Source organism: Mesorhizobium sp. BE184 (assembly GCF_031457045.1).
In the GTDB taxonomy this organism is placed as follows: domain Bacteria; phylum Pseudomonadota; class Alphaproteobacteria; order Rhizobiales; family Rhizobiaceae; genus Mesorhizobium.
The window spans coordinates 1,064,370-1,079,456 of record NZ_JAVDVU010000001.1 but is presented as its reverse complement, the minus strand read 5'-3'; the positions used below and the strand labels follow the sequence as shown (position 1 = coordinate 1,079,456).

At 61.8% G+C, this 15,087-nt stretch carries 14 protein-coding genes; 6 read left to right on the top strand and 8 right to left on the bottom strand.

Translation table 11 applies throughout. The features are described from left to right. Positions 1-68 precede the first annotated feature (68 nt). The 6 genes from lptF to rsmA all read left to right on the top strand — a co-directional run bounded on the left by lptF (position 69) and on the right by rsmA (position 7,630). A complete protein-coding gene (gene lptF / locus J2X35_RS05230; RefSeq protein ID WP_310182748.1) occupies positions 69-1,268 on the top strand; it encodes an LPS export ABC transporter permease LptF in 1,200 nt (399 codons plus the stop codon). Then, complete coding sequence (gene lptG / locus J2X35_RS05225; RefSeq protein WP_200946442.1) at positions 1,265-2,353, top strand: LPS export ABC transporter permease LptG; 1,089 nt, start codon at positions 1,265-1,267, stop codon at positions 2,351-2,353. Before lptF ends, lptG begins: the two co-directional genes overlap by 4 nt. Positions 2,354-2,514: 161 nt before the next feature. Beyond that, positions 2,515-4,776: an LPS-assembly protein LptD gene (locus tag J2X35_RS05220; protein ID WP_310183741.1), complete on the top strand. Its 2,262-nt coding sequence runs from the start codon at positions 2,515-2,517 to the stop codon at positions 4,774-4,776. Positions 4,777-4,871: 95 nt separating this feature from the next. Continuing rightward, on the top strand, positions 4,872-5,789 hold the full coding sequence (locus tag J2X35_RS05215) for a SurA N-terminal domain-containing protein (RefSeq protein ID WP_310182746.1): 918 nt from the start codon (positions 4,872-4,874) through the stop codon (positions 5,787-5,789). A gap of 6 nt (positions 5,790-5,795) precedes the next feature. Beyond that, positions 5,796-6,812 (top strand): 4-hydroxythreonine-4-phosphate dehydrogenase PdxA, encoded by a 1,017-nt coding sequence (pdxA, locus tag J2X35_RS05210; protein WP_310182744.1) that lies wholly within the window; start codon positions 5,796-5,798, stop codon positions 6,810-6,812. Further along, positions 6,809-7,630, top strand: a complete 822-nt coding sequence (rsmA, locus tag J2X35_RS05205; protein ID WP_310182742.1) for a 16S rRNA (adenine(1518)-N(6)/adenine(1519)-N(6))-dimethyltransferase RsmA — start codon at positions 6,809-6,811, stop codon at positions 7,628-7,630. Before pdxA ends, rsmA begins: the two co-directional genes overlap by 4 nt. Before the next feature lie 10 nt (positions 7,631-7,640). Here the strand turns inward: rsmA and gmk are convergent, their stop codons facing one another. The 8 genes from gmk to J2X35_RS05165 form a co-directional block, all read right to left on the bottom strand. Continuing rightward, the gene (gene gmk / locus J2X35_RS05200) at positions 7,641-8,297 is read right to left on the bottom strand and encodes a guanylate kinase (RefSeq protein ID WP_056109454.1); all 657 of its coding nucleotides are present in this window, start codon (positions 8,295-8,297) and stop codon (positions 7,641-7,643) included. 3 nt (positions 8,298-8,300) lie between these two features. Next, on the bottom strand, positions 8,301-9,191 hold the full coding sequence (locus J2X35_RS05195) for a YicC/YloC family endoribonuclease (protein WP_310182739.1): 891 nt from the start codon (positions 9,189-9,191) through the stop codon (positions 8,301-8,303). Positions 9,192-9,237: 46 nt separating this feature from the next. Then, a complete protein-coding gene (gene mltG / locus J2X35_RS05190) occupies positions 9,238-10,425 on the bottom strand; it encodes an endolytic transglycosylase MltG (protein WP_310182737.1) in 1,188 nt (395 codons plus the stop codon). Between the two features lie 99 nt (positions 10,426-10,524). Further along, entirely contained in the window at positions 10,525-11,787 is a 1,263-nt protein-coding gene (fabF, locus tag J2X35_RS05185; protein WP_310182735.1) for a beta-ketoacyl-ACP synthase II, read from the bottom strand. Between the two features lie 34 nt (positions 11,788-11,821). Next, positions 11,822-12,058: an acyl carrier protein gene (locus tag J2X35_RS05180; RefSeq protein ID WP_056109445.1), complete on the bottom strand. Its 237-nt coding sequence runs from the start codon at positions 12,056-12,058 to the stop codon at positions 11,822-11,824. A gap of 199 nt (positions 12,059-12,257) precedes the next feature. Further along, positions 12,258-12,995 (bottom strand): 3-oxoacyl-[acyl-carrier-protein] reductase, encoded by a 738-nt coding sequence (gene fabG / locus J2X35_RS05175; RefSeq protein ID WP_310182732.1) that lies wholly within the window; start codon positions 12,993-12,995, stop codon positions 12,258-12,260. A gap of 49 nt (positions 12,996-13,044) precedes the next feature. Beyond that, complete coding sequence (gene fabD / locus J2X35_RS05170; protein WP_310182730.1) at positions 13,045-13,986, bottom strand: ACP S-malonyltransferase; 942 nt, start codon at positions 13,984-13,986, stop codon at positions 13,045-13,047. 200 nt (positions 13,987-14,186) lie between these two features. Then, entirely contained in the window at positions 14,187-14,813 is a 627-nt protein-coding gene (locus J2X35_RS05165; protein ID WP_310182727.1) for a class I SAM-dependent methyltransferase, read from the bottom strand. Between the last annotated feature and the right edge of the window lie 274 nt (positions 14,814-15,087).

The window sequence follows — 15,087 nt, the reverse complement described above, 5'->3', positions numbered from 1 at the left end:
GTCACCGGGCGGGTAGCTTTGTCCGGAGTACGATGTCTGAAAGTTCCAATCGAGAAGAGCGAGCCTGAATGAAGGTAGTCGAGCGCTACATTATGCGTCGCGCTTTCACGCTCTTTGTCGGGGCGCTGGCGTGGACGATGGCGATCGTGTGGACCACCCAGGTGCTTGCGCGCATCGACCTCGTCACCGACAACGGCCAATCGGCGCTGGTGTTCTTCGAAGTCGCCACGCTGATCCTGCCTTCCGTGCTGACCATCGTCGTGCCCTTTGCGCTGATCCTAGCCGTCGCGCAGACGCTGAGCGCGATGAATTCCGATTCGGAATTGGTAGTCATCAACGCTGCCGGCGCGTCGCGACTCGCGGTGATACGTCCGATCATCCTGCTGGCACTCGGCGCCAGTGTCCTGTGTTTCGTCGTCCAGAATGGCGTCGACCCCTACGCCCGTCAGCGCAATCGCGAGCTGGTTGCCGATTCGCGCGCCGACTTCCTCTCTGTCATCATTCAGGAAGGCACCTTCCGCAAGGTCGATGATGGCTTGTTCGTCCAGATCGGCGAGCGCTTCGCTGACAATCGCCTTGGCCAGATATTCGTCGCCGACTCCCGCCAGGAGGGCATCGATCTCGTCTACTACGCCAAGACTGGAGCCATCGTGGAACGCCAGGGCGAGAAGGTTCTGGTGATGAACGACGGCGTCGTTCACCGCAAAACGCCGTCCGGAGACGTTTCGGTCATCACCTTCACCTCCTATGCCTTCGATCTCTCGGCATTCGACGATGACGTGTCGGGAGTGCGGCTGCTGCCCAAGGACCAGACCACACAATATCTGCTCAACCCGAGCCCGAATGATTCGATCTCGAAGAAAAATCCCAATCTCTACAGGACGGAACTGGCGAAACGATTCTCGGAATGGCTTCTGCCGCTGGCCTTCGCCTTCATTGCGCTCGCGGTGGCGGGTGACGCACGGTCGCATCGCGAGGCTCGCGTCAATCCGCTGATAACGGCGGTCAGCATCGCCCTGATCGTGCGGTGGATCTGCTTCTTCGCCGAAGGCCGCGCCCGGATACAGCCGTCGTTCATCTATGTAATGTATCTGGCGCCGATCGTCATCTCGCTGGTTGCGATATGGTTCATCAGGACTCATCGCACCATGAGCCTGCCGGTAAGTTGGGCGGAAACGCTGTCCGGGTTCGGCCGGCGCGCGCTCGCCTATCTCACGGCGATCCGGAACCGAATCTTTGGCGGACCGGCACCGAAGGGAGCCGCCTGATGGGTTGGACTCTCGGCCGATACTTCTTCATCCGTTACGTCACCATTACGCTGTGGTTCTTCCTTGGCTTGTTTGCGCTCGTCTTCCTGATCGATTTCACGGAATTGACCAGCCGCACGGCACGCCTGCCCGGATTCTCCTACCAGATCGGTCTCGCAATCTCCGCTCTGCGCGTGCCGATGATCATGCTGCAGACGATACCGTTCGTGGGGCTTTTCTCGGCCATGGCGATGCTGGTTTCGCTGAACCGGCGCTATGAGCTGGTGATTGCCCGTGCAGCGGGCATATCCGCGTGGCAGTTCCTGCTGCCCGCCTGCGTCGGCGCGCTTCTGTTCGGCATACTGGCCGTGGGCGTTCTCAACCCTCTGGCGGCTGCCGGGTTTTCTCATTCCGAGCAGATCGAGAGCCAGTTGCGTTCCGGGAAATCCAACGCGGTTTCCGCCAACGCCGCCCCATGGCTCCGTCAGAAGACCGATTCCGGCGATACGATCATCGGCGCCCGGGCTATCCTCAATCAGGGCCTGGAAATGGCCGACGCCTCTTTCTTCATCCTCGATCGCGAGGGCGATATCGTCGAAAGAAAGGACGCCAAGCGCGTTTTCCTGCGCGATGGTTACTGGGAGCTTCAGAACGTCAGGATCATGAAAGGCGCCGATGCGCTGGTGACGAAACAGACCGACAGAATCCCCACCAATCTCAAGCCGGAATTTGTACAGGAACGTCTTGCCCGACCGGAAACGATCCCCTTTTACGAGCTGCCGGCGAAGATCGAGGTCGCCCGCTCGTTCGGCCTCAAGGCCAATGCATTCGCGATGCAATTTGATTCTCTGGTGGCCATGCCTTTCCTGCTAGTCGCCATGACACTGATCGCCGCTACAGTATCGATGCGTTTTGCGCGGATGGGGCAGTCGGCTACGATGATTCTGGGTGGCATATTGGCCGGCTTTCTGCTTTATGTCGTTTCGGTTCTCGTGAAGGCTTTTGGGGTTGCGGGATTCGTACCAACTGTTGTAGCGGCATGGTTTCCCGTTGTCGTCGCGATGTTCTTCGGGATAACGTTCCTGCTGTATAAGGAAGATGGCTAGTGGAGGGGGCGGTTCTGCAAAACCGTAGGCCAACAAGGTTGACGCTCCTGAGCGGTGTCAGCGCCTTGGCGTGCCTGATCGGCTGCTCCCTGATCGCCGGCCCGGCGTTGGCTCAGGAAGTCGGCGATCTGGCGTCCGCAAGCGTGCCTGCCGGCTCGCAGATGCTGCTCGAGGCCGATACGCTGGTCTACGACAATGACGGCCAGACGGTGACGGCTGTCGGCGGCGTGCAGATCGAATATGGCGGCAACCACCTGGTCGCTCAGCGCGTCGAATACAACCGCAAGACCCAGCGTCTCGTCGCCAGCGGCAATGTCGAGCTGGTCAACAGCGACGGCACCAAGATCAGTTCCGACCATATCGACATCACCGATGATTTCGCCGACGGTTTCGTCAACGCGCTGCGGGTCGAGACGGTCGATAAGACTTATTTCGCTGCCGAGAGCGCGGAGCGCCAGGGCGGCGTCCTCACCACGTTCAACAATGGCGTCTACACGGCTTGCGAACCCTGCGAGGAACAGCCCGACAAGGCTCCGGTCTGGCGCATCAAGGCGCGCAAGATCATCTGGAACGGCGAAAAGAAAACGGTTCGCTTCGAGAATTCCAATTTCGAGTTCTTCGGCTTCCCGATCGCCTATCTTCCTGCCTTCGAGATCGCCGACCCGACGGTCAAGCGCAAAAGCGGTTTCCTGATTCCCGGCATCACCTACAAGGACACGCTGGGCGTCGGCGTGAGGGTGCCTTACTATTTCGCCCTGTCGCCCACCTATGACCTGACGGTGACGGGCACCGGCTTCACCAAGCAGGGCTTCCTTGGCGAGGCCGAGTGGCGCCAGAAATTCAACAATGGCGAATACACGCTGAAGATGGCTGGTATCAGCCAGAACGATCCGAGCGCCTTCGATCCGAATACCGTGGACGCAGGACCCAAGGGTGATCCCAACAAGCTGCGCGGGATGATGGGCAGCAAGGGCCAGTTCGCCATCAATGAACGTTGGGATTTCGGCTGGAACATCTTGGTTCAGTCGGACAAGAATTTTTCCAAGACCTATGGCATTGGCGGCTTCCAGGACTCTGTGATCCGCTCCGAGGTTTACCTGACGGGACTGAACGACCGGAATTATTTCGACCTGCGCGGCATGCATTTCGACGTTCAGGAAAATCTTCTGGACACCCACCCTTCGGCCCGCGATGCCGAGCAACCCTGGGTGCTGCCGTCGCTGGACTACGCCTATATCCCAGACACGCCGCTTTATGGCGGGCAACTCTCGCTCAACGTGAATGCGCGCGCGCTGCGGCGGGACGACCTTGATTCCTCGAGCGGATTCTTGCCCGATCCTCCTGCTGCCCCTCCTCTTAACGGCGTGTTTCGCGTTCCCGGCGTCGAAGGCGATTCCGGCCGCCTGACCGGCCAAGCCGAGTGGAAAAAAGACATCATCACGGATGGCGGCCTGGTGTTCACGCCGCTGCTGGCTTTCCAGGCAGACGCCAACTACCTGAACGCGTCACAGGATTCGTTGAACGCAATCAATGAGATGGCCACTCGGCTCGGTACCACCGAGGACACGCAGTCTTCCTTCTTCCGGGCGATGGCGACGCTGGGTCTCGAGATGCGCTGGCCGGTACTGTTCTCAGGTGTTGGCTCCTCGCATGTCATCGAACCCGTTGCGCAGCTGTTCGTGCGCCCGAACGAGCAGTATGTCGGCGGTCTCGCGGTTCCGAACGAGGATGCGCAGAGCTTCGTCTTCGATGCCAGCACCCTGTTCGAGCGTGACAAGTTCTCCGGCTACGACCGCATCGAAGGCGGCAGCCGCGCCAATCTCGGCTTCCGCTATTCGGGCAGCTACGACAATGGCTGGGGTACGAACGCGCTGTTCGGCCAGTCCTACCAGTTGGGTGGCCGCAATTCCTTCGACAGCCCGGACCTCGTGAATGTCGGCGCCTATTCCGGCCTTGAGACCGACGTGTCGGATTTCGTCGGCCTGATCGGCGTGTCCAGTCCCGTAGGCTTCTCGTCTTCGCTCAGCGGCCGGTTCGATGAGAACACGCTCGAAATGCGCCGCGGCGAGGTCAAGATGGCCTATAGCGGCGCCTCGCCGATCAGCGTTTCGGCGAAATACGCCTATATCCAGGCGCAGCCGCTCTACGGCTTCACGACAGATCGCCATGAAATCACGCTTGCCGGCTCCGCCCGCTTCGCGGAGAACTGGCGCGTCTTCAGCGCGGGAACCTATGACCTTGAGAACAGCGTCCTGATCAAGGACGGCATCGGCTTCGCCTATGACGACGAATGCTTCTCCTATCTGATGACGTTCTCCGAAACGCGCAGCCAGACCACGAAGGAAGTATCGCAGAGCGTCGGCTTCAACATCTCGTTCCGCACGCTGGGCGATTTCGGGTCGGCGACGTCGGCCTTCGAATAGTCCTGCCGGGACATGGTTTCGCCGCATAATGCATGCACGAAATCCTTCATATCCCCAGGTAGCAGCTAAGGCCGAAACCAGAACGAGTGCTTTCGATGAGACGTTTTCTTTTTTCCGCGAGCTTCGCGTTGCTTGTGATGGCAACATCCGTTTTGGTGATTGTTCCGACGCCGCCGGCTTTTGCGAGTTCCATCAAATACGTCATCAACGACATCGCCGTCACCACGGGTGACATCCAACACCGCGCGGCTTTTCTGAAGCTGCAGCGCAGGAAGGGCAATGCCGAAGACGAAATGGTCGAGCAGGCGCTGAAACTGGCCGAAGCGCGCCGCATCGGCGTGCGCATCAGCGACAAGCAGGTCAATGATGCGTATGCGCGCTTCGCCTCGTCCAACAAGATGCAGTTGCAGCAGCTTGACGGCGTCATGGCGCAGTCGGGCGTGACCAAGGAACACTTCAAGGAGTTCATTCGCACGCAGATGGCGTGGAACCAGGCGCTCTCGGCACGGTCGCGGTCGGAAAGCGGCGGGTCAAGCCAGCAGGACCTTGTGCGGAAGATGCTCGACAAGAACGGAAACAAGCCGACCGCCACCGAATACATGCTGCAGCAGGTCATCTTCGTCGTTCCAGCCAGCGAACGCGGCGCCATCCTCGGCAAGCGCAAGCGCGAGGCGGAAGCCATGCGCGCCCGCTTCAACGGCTGCGCCACCAGCCGCGAATTCGCCAAGGGACTGATCGACGTGACCGTGCGCGATCTCGGTCGGGTGCTAACGCCGGAACTGCCTACAGAGTGGGCAGAGCAGATCAAGAAAACCAATGTTGGCGGGGCGACGGGCGTGCGGGAGACGGAACGCGGCGTCGAGTTCATCGGCATCTGCAGCTCGCGCGAGGTGTCCGACGACAAGGTCGCCAAGATGATGTTCGAAAGCGAGGGTGCGTCAGGCGGTTCCGAGGAACTCAGCAAGAAGTACCTCGAAGAGATCAGGGCCAAAGCCCGCATCGTCAAGCGCTGAGCCGACGTGCTGCACGCTGGCCTTCCGCTGGCTCTCAGCGTCGGTGACCCCTCAGGCATCGGGCCTGAAATCGCGATAGAAGCATGGCGTAGACGTGCGGAGAACGGCGTTCCCCCCTTCTACTTGCTTGCCGATCCCGCGCTGGTTGCTGCGCGTGCAAAAGCGCTTGGCGTCGACGTTCCAATCATCGAGGCCGATCCCAGCCAGGCTATGGCGGCATTTCATAACGCGCTGCCGATTCTGCCGCTTGCAGCCCGTTTCACCAATACGCCCGGGCAGCCAGATATTGCGAACGCCGCAGGCACGATAGAGGCCATAGAAAAAGCCGTGGCCGACACGCTGACAGGAGTCGCCGCGGCCGTCGTCACCTGCCCGATTGCCAAGAAGCCGCTTTACGACGCCGGTTTCGGTTTTCCCGGCCATACGGAATATCTGGCCCACCTTGCCTCCCGACATCTCGGCGAAGTGGTCACGCCGGTGATGATGCTGGCCGGACCCGACCTGCGGACCGTGCCGGTGACGATCCATGTCCCGCTGTCGGATGTGCCCAGGATGCTGACCACCGAGTTGATCGCCGCGATCGGGCGTATCACGGCACGTGATCTGAATGAACGATTCGGCATACAAAGCCCGAGACTGGCCATTGCCGGGCTCAACCCGCATGCCGGCGAAGGCGGATCGATGGGACTGGAGGATGACCGGATCGTGCGGCCTGCCGTCGAGCTGCTTCGCAGCGAGGGTATCGATGCCGTCGGCCCGTTGCCGGCCGATACGATGTTCCATCCGCGGGCGCGGGCCACCTATGACGCGGCGCTGTGCATGTATCACGACCAGGCGCTGATCCCGGCCAAGGCGCTGGCTTTCGACGAAGCGGTGAATGTGACGCTGGGCCTGCCTTTCGTGCGGACATCGCCAGACCATGGCACGGCTTTCGACATCGCCGGCAAGGGCATCGCCCGGCCTGACAGCCTGATCGCAGCGCTGAAGCTGGCGCGGCATCTTGCTGCTGGAAAGCCGGCATGAGCGCGGACGGCCTGCCGCCACTGAGGGAGGTCATCGAGAAGCATGGTTTGCAGGCGAAGAAGTCGCTCGGCCAGAATTTCCTGCTCGACCTCAACCTGACCGGCAAGGTCGCGCGCGCGGCAGGCGAGTTAAAGGACGTCACGGTCATAGAAGTGGGTCCCGGCCCGGGAGGCCTGACACGGGCGTTGCTCATGCACGGCGCCAAGCGCGTTGTCGCCATCGAACGCGACGAACGCTGCCTCGCGGCGCTGGCCGAAATTGCCGGCCACTATCCGAACCGGCTTGAAATTATTGCCGGCGACGCGCTCAAGGCCGATTTCGCTGCAGTGGCCGACGGACCGACCAAGATCGTCGCCAATTTGCCTTACAATATCGGCACCGAATTGCTGGTGCGCTGGCTGATATCGAAAGACTGGCCGCCTTTCTACCGGTCCATGACGCTGATGTTCCAGCGCGAGGTAGCCGAACGCATCGTCGCCAAGCCGGGCAGCGACGGCTACGGGCGGCTTGGCGTCCTGGCCGGCTGGCGCACCGAGGCGAAGATCGTCTTCGATCTGCCACCGCAGGCGTTTACGCCGCCGCCGAAAGTCACGTCTTCGGTCGTACATCTCGTGCCGCGTTCGTCGCCCCTGCCGGCCGATGTGACGAAGCTCGCGCGGGTCACGGAAGCCGCCTTCGGGCAGAGACGCAAGATGCTGCGGCAGAGCCTGAAAAGCCTTGGCGGTGAAGCGTTGCTGACGAAAGCGGGCATCGACCCGACGCGCCGGGCCGAAACGCTGGACGTCGAGGAATTCGTCCGGCTCGCCAATTTGATCTGAGGCTTCGGACTCAACCGGTCTTTTCGTCCAGCAGGCCCGAAACGAAATCGAACAGTCCCGGACGCCGGTCACGGCGCAGCCGCTCCGCGACGACGATGGCGCGAACTTCGGCAAAGGCCCTGTCCAGATCGTCGTTGATGACGACGAAATCGTATTCGGTCCAATGCTCGATTTCCTCGCGCGCATTCTTCAGCCGCGTCTCGATGACCTTTTCCTGGTCCTCGGCGCGGCGCTTGAGCCTGGCTTTCAGCTCGCTCATCGACGGCGGCAGAATGAAGACCGAAACGATGTCGCCACGCATCTTTTCCTTGAGCTGCTTGGCGCCTTGCCAGTCGATGTCGAACAGCATGTCGCGGCCTTCGGCCATGGCGCGTTCCGCCGGCTCGCGCGGCGTGGCGTAAAAATTGCCGTGAACTTCCGCCGATTCCAGCAGTTCGTCATTGTCGCGCAGAATCTCGAATTCCCGCTTGGAGCGGAAATGGTAGTGAATGCCATCTATCTCGCTGCCCCGGCGCGGACGCGTCGTCACACTGACTGACAGCTCGAACCCCTGATCGCTTTCGATGAGGTTGCGCGCAATGGTCGATTTGCCGGCACCCGAGGGTGACGACAGCACGAGCATCAAGCCCCGGCGGCGGATGCGGGATGCGGTGTCCGTGGGCACCATCTGTCACTCCAGATTCTGGACCTGTTCGCGAAACTGATCGACCACCGCCTTGAGCTCCAGTCCGATAGCGGTGACCGAGGCGGCATTCGACTTGGAGCACAGAGTATTCGATTCGCGATTGAATTCCTGCGCCAGAAAATCGAGCTTGCGGCCGATAGCGCCGCCTGCCGCCAAAAGCGCCCTGCCCGACGCCACATGCGTCTTGAGCCGGTCGATCTCCTCGCGGATATCCGCCTTGGTGGCGAGAAAAGCGGCCTCCTGATGGAGGCGGTTCTCATCGAGATTTGCCGAATTGTCCATCAAAAGACGCACCTGTTCGGCGATCTTTTCGCGGATGGTTGCCGGTTCGCGCGACGGATCCGCTTCGGCCCTGGCGGTCAGCACTTCGATTGAATCGAGGTGGCCGGAAAGCACTGAACCGAGCGCCTGCCCTTCGGCGCGGCGCGCCTCCTCCAGCCCGGTCAGCGCCTGGGCAAGGGTGGCCTCGATCGCCTGGTCGATCGCTGCCCGGGCTTCGTCGGTCTCGATGGCTTCCGGCAGTTCGAGCACGCCACGCAGCGACAGAAGGCCATCGGCTGTCGCCGGGGTGGCGCCGAACTGTTCCTGGAGCCGGCGCGCCAATCCGGCCAAGTCCTTGAGGAAGGCCTCGTTGACCACCGGTTGCGCCTGAATGGCGCCCGGATGCGCGATGGCAAGAGTCGCCTGGAAATTGCCGCGGGCAAAGCGCTTCTGCACGGCCTGACGCGTCGCCGGCTCGAGCCGTTCGAAGCCTGAAGGCAGCCGCAGGCGGACCTCGACGCTCTTGCCGTTGACGGATTTCACCTCCCAGGCGATGGCCGTCCCGTCATGCTCGGCGACAGCACGGGCAAAACCCGTCATGCTCTGCAGGCTCAATTCCTCATATCCCCCAATGCGGCCCCGATCGGCCTCTCAACGCGGCTTATTGCGCCGCTCCGCCGGTCGCCGGAGCCGCCGCCGGCGCGGCGCCGGCCTTGGCGGCCTCGTCGGCCTGCTTCTTCTGGAATGCGCGGTAGCGTGCCACGTTTTCGTTGTGCTCCTCCAGCGTGGCCGCGAAAACATGGCCGCCGCTGCCATCGGCGACGAAATAAAGGTCTTTCGTCTTGGATGGGTTGGCGACAGCTTCGAGGGCCGCGCGGCCGGGATTGGCGATCGGCGTCGGCGGCAGGCCGCTGATGACATAGGTGTTGTACGGCGTCTGCTTGGTCAGATCCGACTGATAAATCGGGCGGTCGGCCGGCTTACCCTTGCCGCCGAACAGGCCATAGATAATGGTTGGATCGGATTGCAGCCGCATGCCCTTTTCAAGGCGGTTCAGGAAAACAGCGGCGACACGTGAACGCTCGTCGCTCTTGCCGGTTTCTTTCTCGACGATGGAAGCCAGCGTCACGAATTCGTCGATGTTGGCGATAGGCAGATCCGGCGCACGGCGCGCCCAGACCTCGTCCACCAGCTGCTTCTGGTCGGCCATCAGCTTGTCGATCATCTGCTGGCGCGTGGCGCCGCGGGTGAAGCGCAGCGTGTCCGTGGCAACAGTGCCTTCGGGCGGCAGCGACGCAGGCATTTCGCCGGTCAGGGCTTCCTGCTGGGCAACGCGCTGGAACGCCTGCTCGACCGTCAAGCCCTCGGGAATGGTCAGCGAATACATCACCGACTTACCGCTTTTCAGGAGTTCCATGATCTCGTGCATGGAGGCGTTCGGCTTGATCTGGTATTCGCCGGCCTTAATGGCGGAATCATTGCCATAGGCGCGCACGCCGAGCCGGAAGACCCGCGCGTCGCTGATCAGACCGCGCCGCTCGAGTTGGTCGGCTATTTCCTGAACGCCGGTATTGGGCCTCACCAGGAAGGTGTCGCCACTGGCCGAGGGTCCGGGTCCGTTGAATTCCTGCTTGCCGAAATAGAGCGCCACACCCGCTGCCAGCACCGCCAGGAGGATGCAGGAGACGACGAAATTCAGGAAAACCACGATCTGGCTGCGGGAAGCGCGCGACCGCTTGCTCGGCGGCGGCGTGCCGGCCTCGGGGCGCAGTGCTTCGTTGGCCGTTTTCGGCACGATCGGTCCGGCCGGTTTTTGACCGAACTCTCCATTGGCCGGACTGGTGTTCATGGCACCTACCTTCGATCTTTCAAAGAATCCCCTCCGGCAGCGTAGGAGCGAATATGGCAAAATTGGCAGCGTTCCGCAGCTACGGACGCTGTCTCGATCTCAACCGTTATAGCGCTGGAAAACCAGCGACGCATTGGTGCCGCCGAATCCAAACGAATTGGAAAGCGCGATATCGATCTGGCGCTTGCGTGGCTTGTGCGGCACGAGGTCGATGGCGGTTTCGCGCTCTGGATTGTCCAGGTTGATTGTCGCCGGCGCGATGTTGTCGCGGATGGCGAGGATGGAGAAGATTGCTTCGGCTGCGCCCGCCGCACCGAGCAGATGCCCGATCGACGATTTTGTCGAAGACATCGATATCTTGGAGGCGGCGTTGCCGACGAGCCGTTCGACCGCACCGAGTTCGATCGTGTCTGCCATGGTCGAAGTGCCATGCGCGTTGATGTAATCGACGTCAGCCGGCGTAAGCTTCGCGCGCTTCAGCGCCGCCGTCATGCAACGGAATGCACCGTCGCCATCTTCGGCGGGGGCAGTGATGTGATAGGCATCGCCCGTCAGGCCGTAGCCAACCACCTCGCCGTAAATCCTGGCGCCACGCGCCTTGGCATGTTCCAGTTCTTCCAGAACCACGACGCCGGCGCCCTCGCCCATGACGAAGCCGTCACGATCCCGGTCGTAAGGACGCGATGCCTTTTCAGGGGTGTCGTTGCGGTCAGTGGAAAGAGCCCGGCACGCCGCGAAGCCGGCAAGGGAAAGCCGCGTGACGGGCGCTTCGGCGCCGCCGGCCAGCATCACGTCGGCATCGCCATACTGGATCAATCGGGCGGCATCGCCGATGGCGTGCGCGCCGGTCGAGCACGCAGTGACGACTGCGTGGTTCGGGCCCTTGAGCCCGTGCCGGATCGAGACCTGGCCGGAGACGAGGTTGATGATCTGGCCGGGGATAAAGAATGGCGTGATGCGGCGCGGACCGCGTTCCTTGAGGATGATGGCGTTCTCGGCGATGCCTTCAATGCCGCCAATGCCCGAACCGATCATCACGCCGGTGGCGCATTGCTCCGCATGCGTCTTCGGTTCCCAGCCGGAATCCTTAAGCGCTTCGTCAGCCGCCGCGATGCCGTAGAGGATGAAGTCGCCGATCTTGCGCAGTTCCTTCGGCTCCAGAAGGGCTTCCGGATTGAAGGTGCCGTTGGCGCCATCGCCACGCGGGATGACATGGGCGATCTTGCAGGGCAGGTCATCGACCTCGAAGGTCGTGACGCGACTGGCCGCGCTGCGGCCAGTCAGCAGGTTCTTCCAGCTATGCTCGGTTCCGTAGCCGAACGGCGAAAGCAAGCCGAGGCCTGTGACCACGACACGCCTCATCGCGCGCCCTCCCAGCCAATGCGTAGAGAAATCGTCAGGCCGAAGCCTTATCGATGTACTTCACCGCATCACCAACCGTGAGGATGGTCTCGGCGGCGTCATCAGGAATCTCGACGCCGAATTCTTCTTCGAACGCCATGACGAGTTCGACCGTGTCCAGACTGTCCGCGCCCAGATCGTCGATGAAGCTCGCCTGTTCGGTCACTTTGTCGGCTTCCACACCAAGATGTTCGATAACGATCTTCTTGACGCGCTCTGCGGTGTCACTCATGTGGGCATCCTCGTCTTCATGTTTGTCTGTCTTCGTTAGCGGGCCGATTGCCGCTAATCAAGCTCAAAGATAGTCCTGCCGAAATGCAACAACGGACAGGTCGGTTTTTGCCCGAACCGCCGGGTTGCGGGCCGCATTACACCAAAAAGGCCATGGCTCCAAGGCGCAACGGCCTTTTTCTCGATGCGAATTCAATCGATCAGATCATCGCCATGCCGCCATTGACGTGCAGCGTCTGGCCGGTGACGTAGGACGCCTCGTCCGAGGCAAGGTAAACGACGGCGGAAGCGACCTCGGCGGACGTACCCATCCGCTTGGCCGGGATAGCGCCCATGATCGCTTCCTTCTGCTTGTCATTCAACTTTTCGGTCATCGCCGATTCGATGAAGCCCGGGGCCACACAATTCACGGTAATGTTGCGGGTGGCGATTTCCTGCGCAAGCGACTTGGACAGACCGATCATGCCGGCCTTCGAGGCGCAGTAATTCGCCTGTCCCGGATTGCCGGTGACGCCGACCACCGAGGTGATGTTGATGATGCGGCCATGACGGCGACGCATCATTGGGTGCGTGAGTTCGCGGGTGAGGCGAAACACGGCGGTCAGATTGACCTCCATCACCGAATCCCAGTCGGCGTCCGACATGCGCACGAACAGGCCGTCCTTGGTGATGCCGGCATTGTTGACCAGGATATCGACGCCTTCGAGGTCGGCTTCCACCTTCTGGCCAAGCGCTTTCACCTCGTCGCGGTCGGACAGGTTCGCCGGGAAGAGCTTGACCCGGTCGCCGAGTTCGGCGGCCAGCGCCTCCAGCTTCTCGACACGCGTCCCATGCAAGCCGACGACAACGCCTTGCGCGTGCAGGAGCCGCGCGATCGCTTCGCCAATTCCACCCGATGCGCCCGTAACAAGCGCCTTGCGGCCGGTCAGATCGAACATGTTCCCCTCCGTAGAGCACTCCCTTGGCAAGGGCGTGGTCGAGTTGCAATCATCCAAGCGCCGCGAGCGCGGCCTCGATGTCGGCCGGATTGCCGATATTGGCAGTTGCGATGTCCCGGTTGATGCGGCGGGCAAGACCGGAAAGAACCTTGCCGGAACCAATCTCATAAAGCGTGGTGACGCCGTTGGCGCCGAACCACTCAACTGTCTCACGCCAGCGGACGCGGCCGGTGACCTGCTCGACGAGGCGTTTGGCAATGGCGTCCGGATCGGTTGTCGGCGTGACGGTGACATTGGAGATGACAGGAACCGAGGGAGCGGCCTTTGTCACATTGGCCAGCGCCTCGCGCATGGCTTCCGCCGCTGGCGCCATCAGCGCCGAATGGAACGGCGCCGAGACCTGCAGCATCCGCACCAGCTTGGCGCCCTTTTCGGTACAGATGGCGGCGGCTTTTTCCACCGCCGGCTTTGCGCCCGAGATCACCAGCTGGCCGCCGCCATTGTCGTTGGCCACCTGGCAGACCGAGCCTTTACCCGCTTCAGCGCAGGCCGCCTCGATGTCTGCCTGTTCGAGGCCGATGATGGCTGCCATCGCGCCCTCGCCAACCGGCACCGCCGACTGCATGGCGTCGCCGCGGATGCGCAGGAGTTTCGCCGCATCTGCGACCGAGACAAATCCCGCAGCGGCCAGCGCCGAATATTCACCGAGAGAATGACCGGCCACGTAACCGACCTTGTCCCGCATCGAAAACCCACGTGATTCCAATGCCCGAATCGCCGCAAGCGAAACGGCCATCAGCGCCGGCTGTGCATTTGCTGTCAGCGTCAGCGTTTCCTCAGGGCCTTCCCAGATCAGCGTCGAAAGCTTCTGGCCGAGAGCATCATCGACCTCCTGAAAGACACGGCGCGCCTCCGGGAAATGCTCCGCAAGATCCTTGCCCATGCCGACAGCCTGGCTGCCCTGGCCCGGAAAGGTGAACGCAATCGCCATTTGCAGCCTCATCGTTGCTCTCGCCAGCCTGTTGCGCCAAGCCGGGCCTGGAAGTCAAGCCTCGCCTCGCGTCGGTGCGGCGGTCGTGTCTCAGTTTGAATTTCGGCTATCGACCCCGAACGGATGCCCGATCTACCCCGCTTGGCGCCGCATTCGGACATGACACGCTGCCTCCATCCGGGTTCAGAACCTTGTTTGAGTCATGACCGACTCGCCCGAATGCTCAGCCACCGATCATCGGGCTTTCCAACGTACCGGCGCACCTCGCTGACGAGCCAGCCAGCGTCTGCGAGCGCGGACCGCAGGGCAGGCTCGCGCCAGTATGTCTCGACGTAACGTCGAGGCGCTGCAGCGCTGCCGTGTGTGGACACGTCCTCGCCATCGCCCTCTCTAACAGAAGCATGTAGCCGCCCGCCAATCCGGGTCGCCTCGGCAAGCCGCCCAACTACCGTTCCAAAATCCTTGCGCGCGGCGTGAATCAGGCAGGCGCAGGCCCAGATTCCGTCGTACGGCGCATCGGGACGCTGTGGATCGGCCAACTCGTCGGTCAGCGGGTCCAACAGGTCGGCCTCGAAGCCACTCTGGCGAAGCAGGTCGACGAAACCCTTCGAAATGTCAGTGCGCCGGACGCTGATGCCCCGGTTCTCAAGCTCAAGCGCATCTCGCCCACCACCGCTGCCGATCTCGAGCACTCTGCCCGAGCCACCCAGATCGGCCACGAACGCATCGATTTCTGTCGCGACCCATCCGGGCATCGCCGCGGCCTCGGCAGCGTATTCGGCCGCGACCGAATCATAGGACCGCACGGTGTCTCGGTCGGTGGTCATCCCAGCGCTTCTCCCTCAAGACGAGAGCCCTCGAAAAGCAAGAGCCATCAGCCCGTTGCACGTCCCGCACGCCGGGAGTCGGTGACATCGCGGGCGATTGCTTCCCAGCATTAGCAGAAATTCAATGTGAGACACGCCCTCTCGGTTCGGCCGTTCGTCAAAAACGAGACAACGGGAATCGAAGCTTTCGTTTTTCGTTCCGGGCCTGAATTCCATGCGATTTGGACTTGAGCCGGCGCACGATCCTGTCTAATCGAATTGCCGCCAACTGTCT

Excerpts from the sequence above, each read along its gene's own strand:
- lptF (WP_310182748.1), top strand. The coding sequence starts at position 69 with ATGAAGGTAGTCGAGCGCTACATTATGCGTCGCGCTTTCACGCTCTTT.
- J2X35_RS05220 (WP_310183741.1), top strand. The coding sequence starts at position 2,515 with ATGCTGCTCGAGGCCGATACGCTGGTCTACGACAATGACGGCCAGACG.
- J2X35_RS05215 (WP_310182746.1), top strand. The coding sequence starts at position 4,872 with ATGAGACGTTTTCTTTTTTCCGCGAGCTTCGCGTTGCTTGTGATGGCA.
- rsmA (WP_310182742.1), top strand. The coding sequence starts at position 6,809 with ATGAGCGCGGACGGCCTGCCGCCACTGAGGGAGGTCATCGAGAAGCAT.
- gmk (WP_056109454.1), bottom strand. The coding sequence starts at position 8,297 with ATGGTGCCCACGGACACCGCATCCCGCATCCGCCGCCGGGGCTTGATG.
- mltG (WP_310182737.1), bottom strand. The coding sequence starts at position 10,425 with ATGAACACCAGTCCGGCCAATGGAGAGTTCGGTCAAAAACCGGCCGGA.
- fabF (WP_310182735.1), bottom strand. The coding sequence starts at position 11,787 with ATGAGGCGTGTCGTGGTCACAGGCCTCGGCTTGCTTTCGCCGTTCGGC.
- J2X35_RS05180 (WP_056109445.1), bottom strand. The coding sequence starts at position 12,058 with ATGAGTGACACCGCAGAGCGCGTCAAGAAGATCGTTATCGAACATCTT.
- fabG (WP_310182732.1), bottom strand. The coding sequence starts at position 12,995 with ATGTTCGATCTGACCGGCCGCAAGGCGCTTGTTACGGGCGCATCGGGT.
- fabD (WP_310182730.1), bottom strand. The coding sequence starts at position 13,986 with ATGGCGATTGCGTTCACCTTTCCGGGCCAGGGCAGCCAGGCTGTCGGC.
- J2X35_RS05165 (WP_310182727.1), bottom strand. The coding sequence starts at position 14,813 with ATGACCACCGACCGAGACACCGTGCGGTCCTATGATTCGGTCGCGGCC.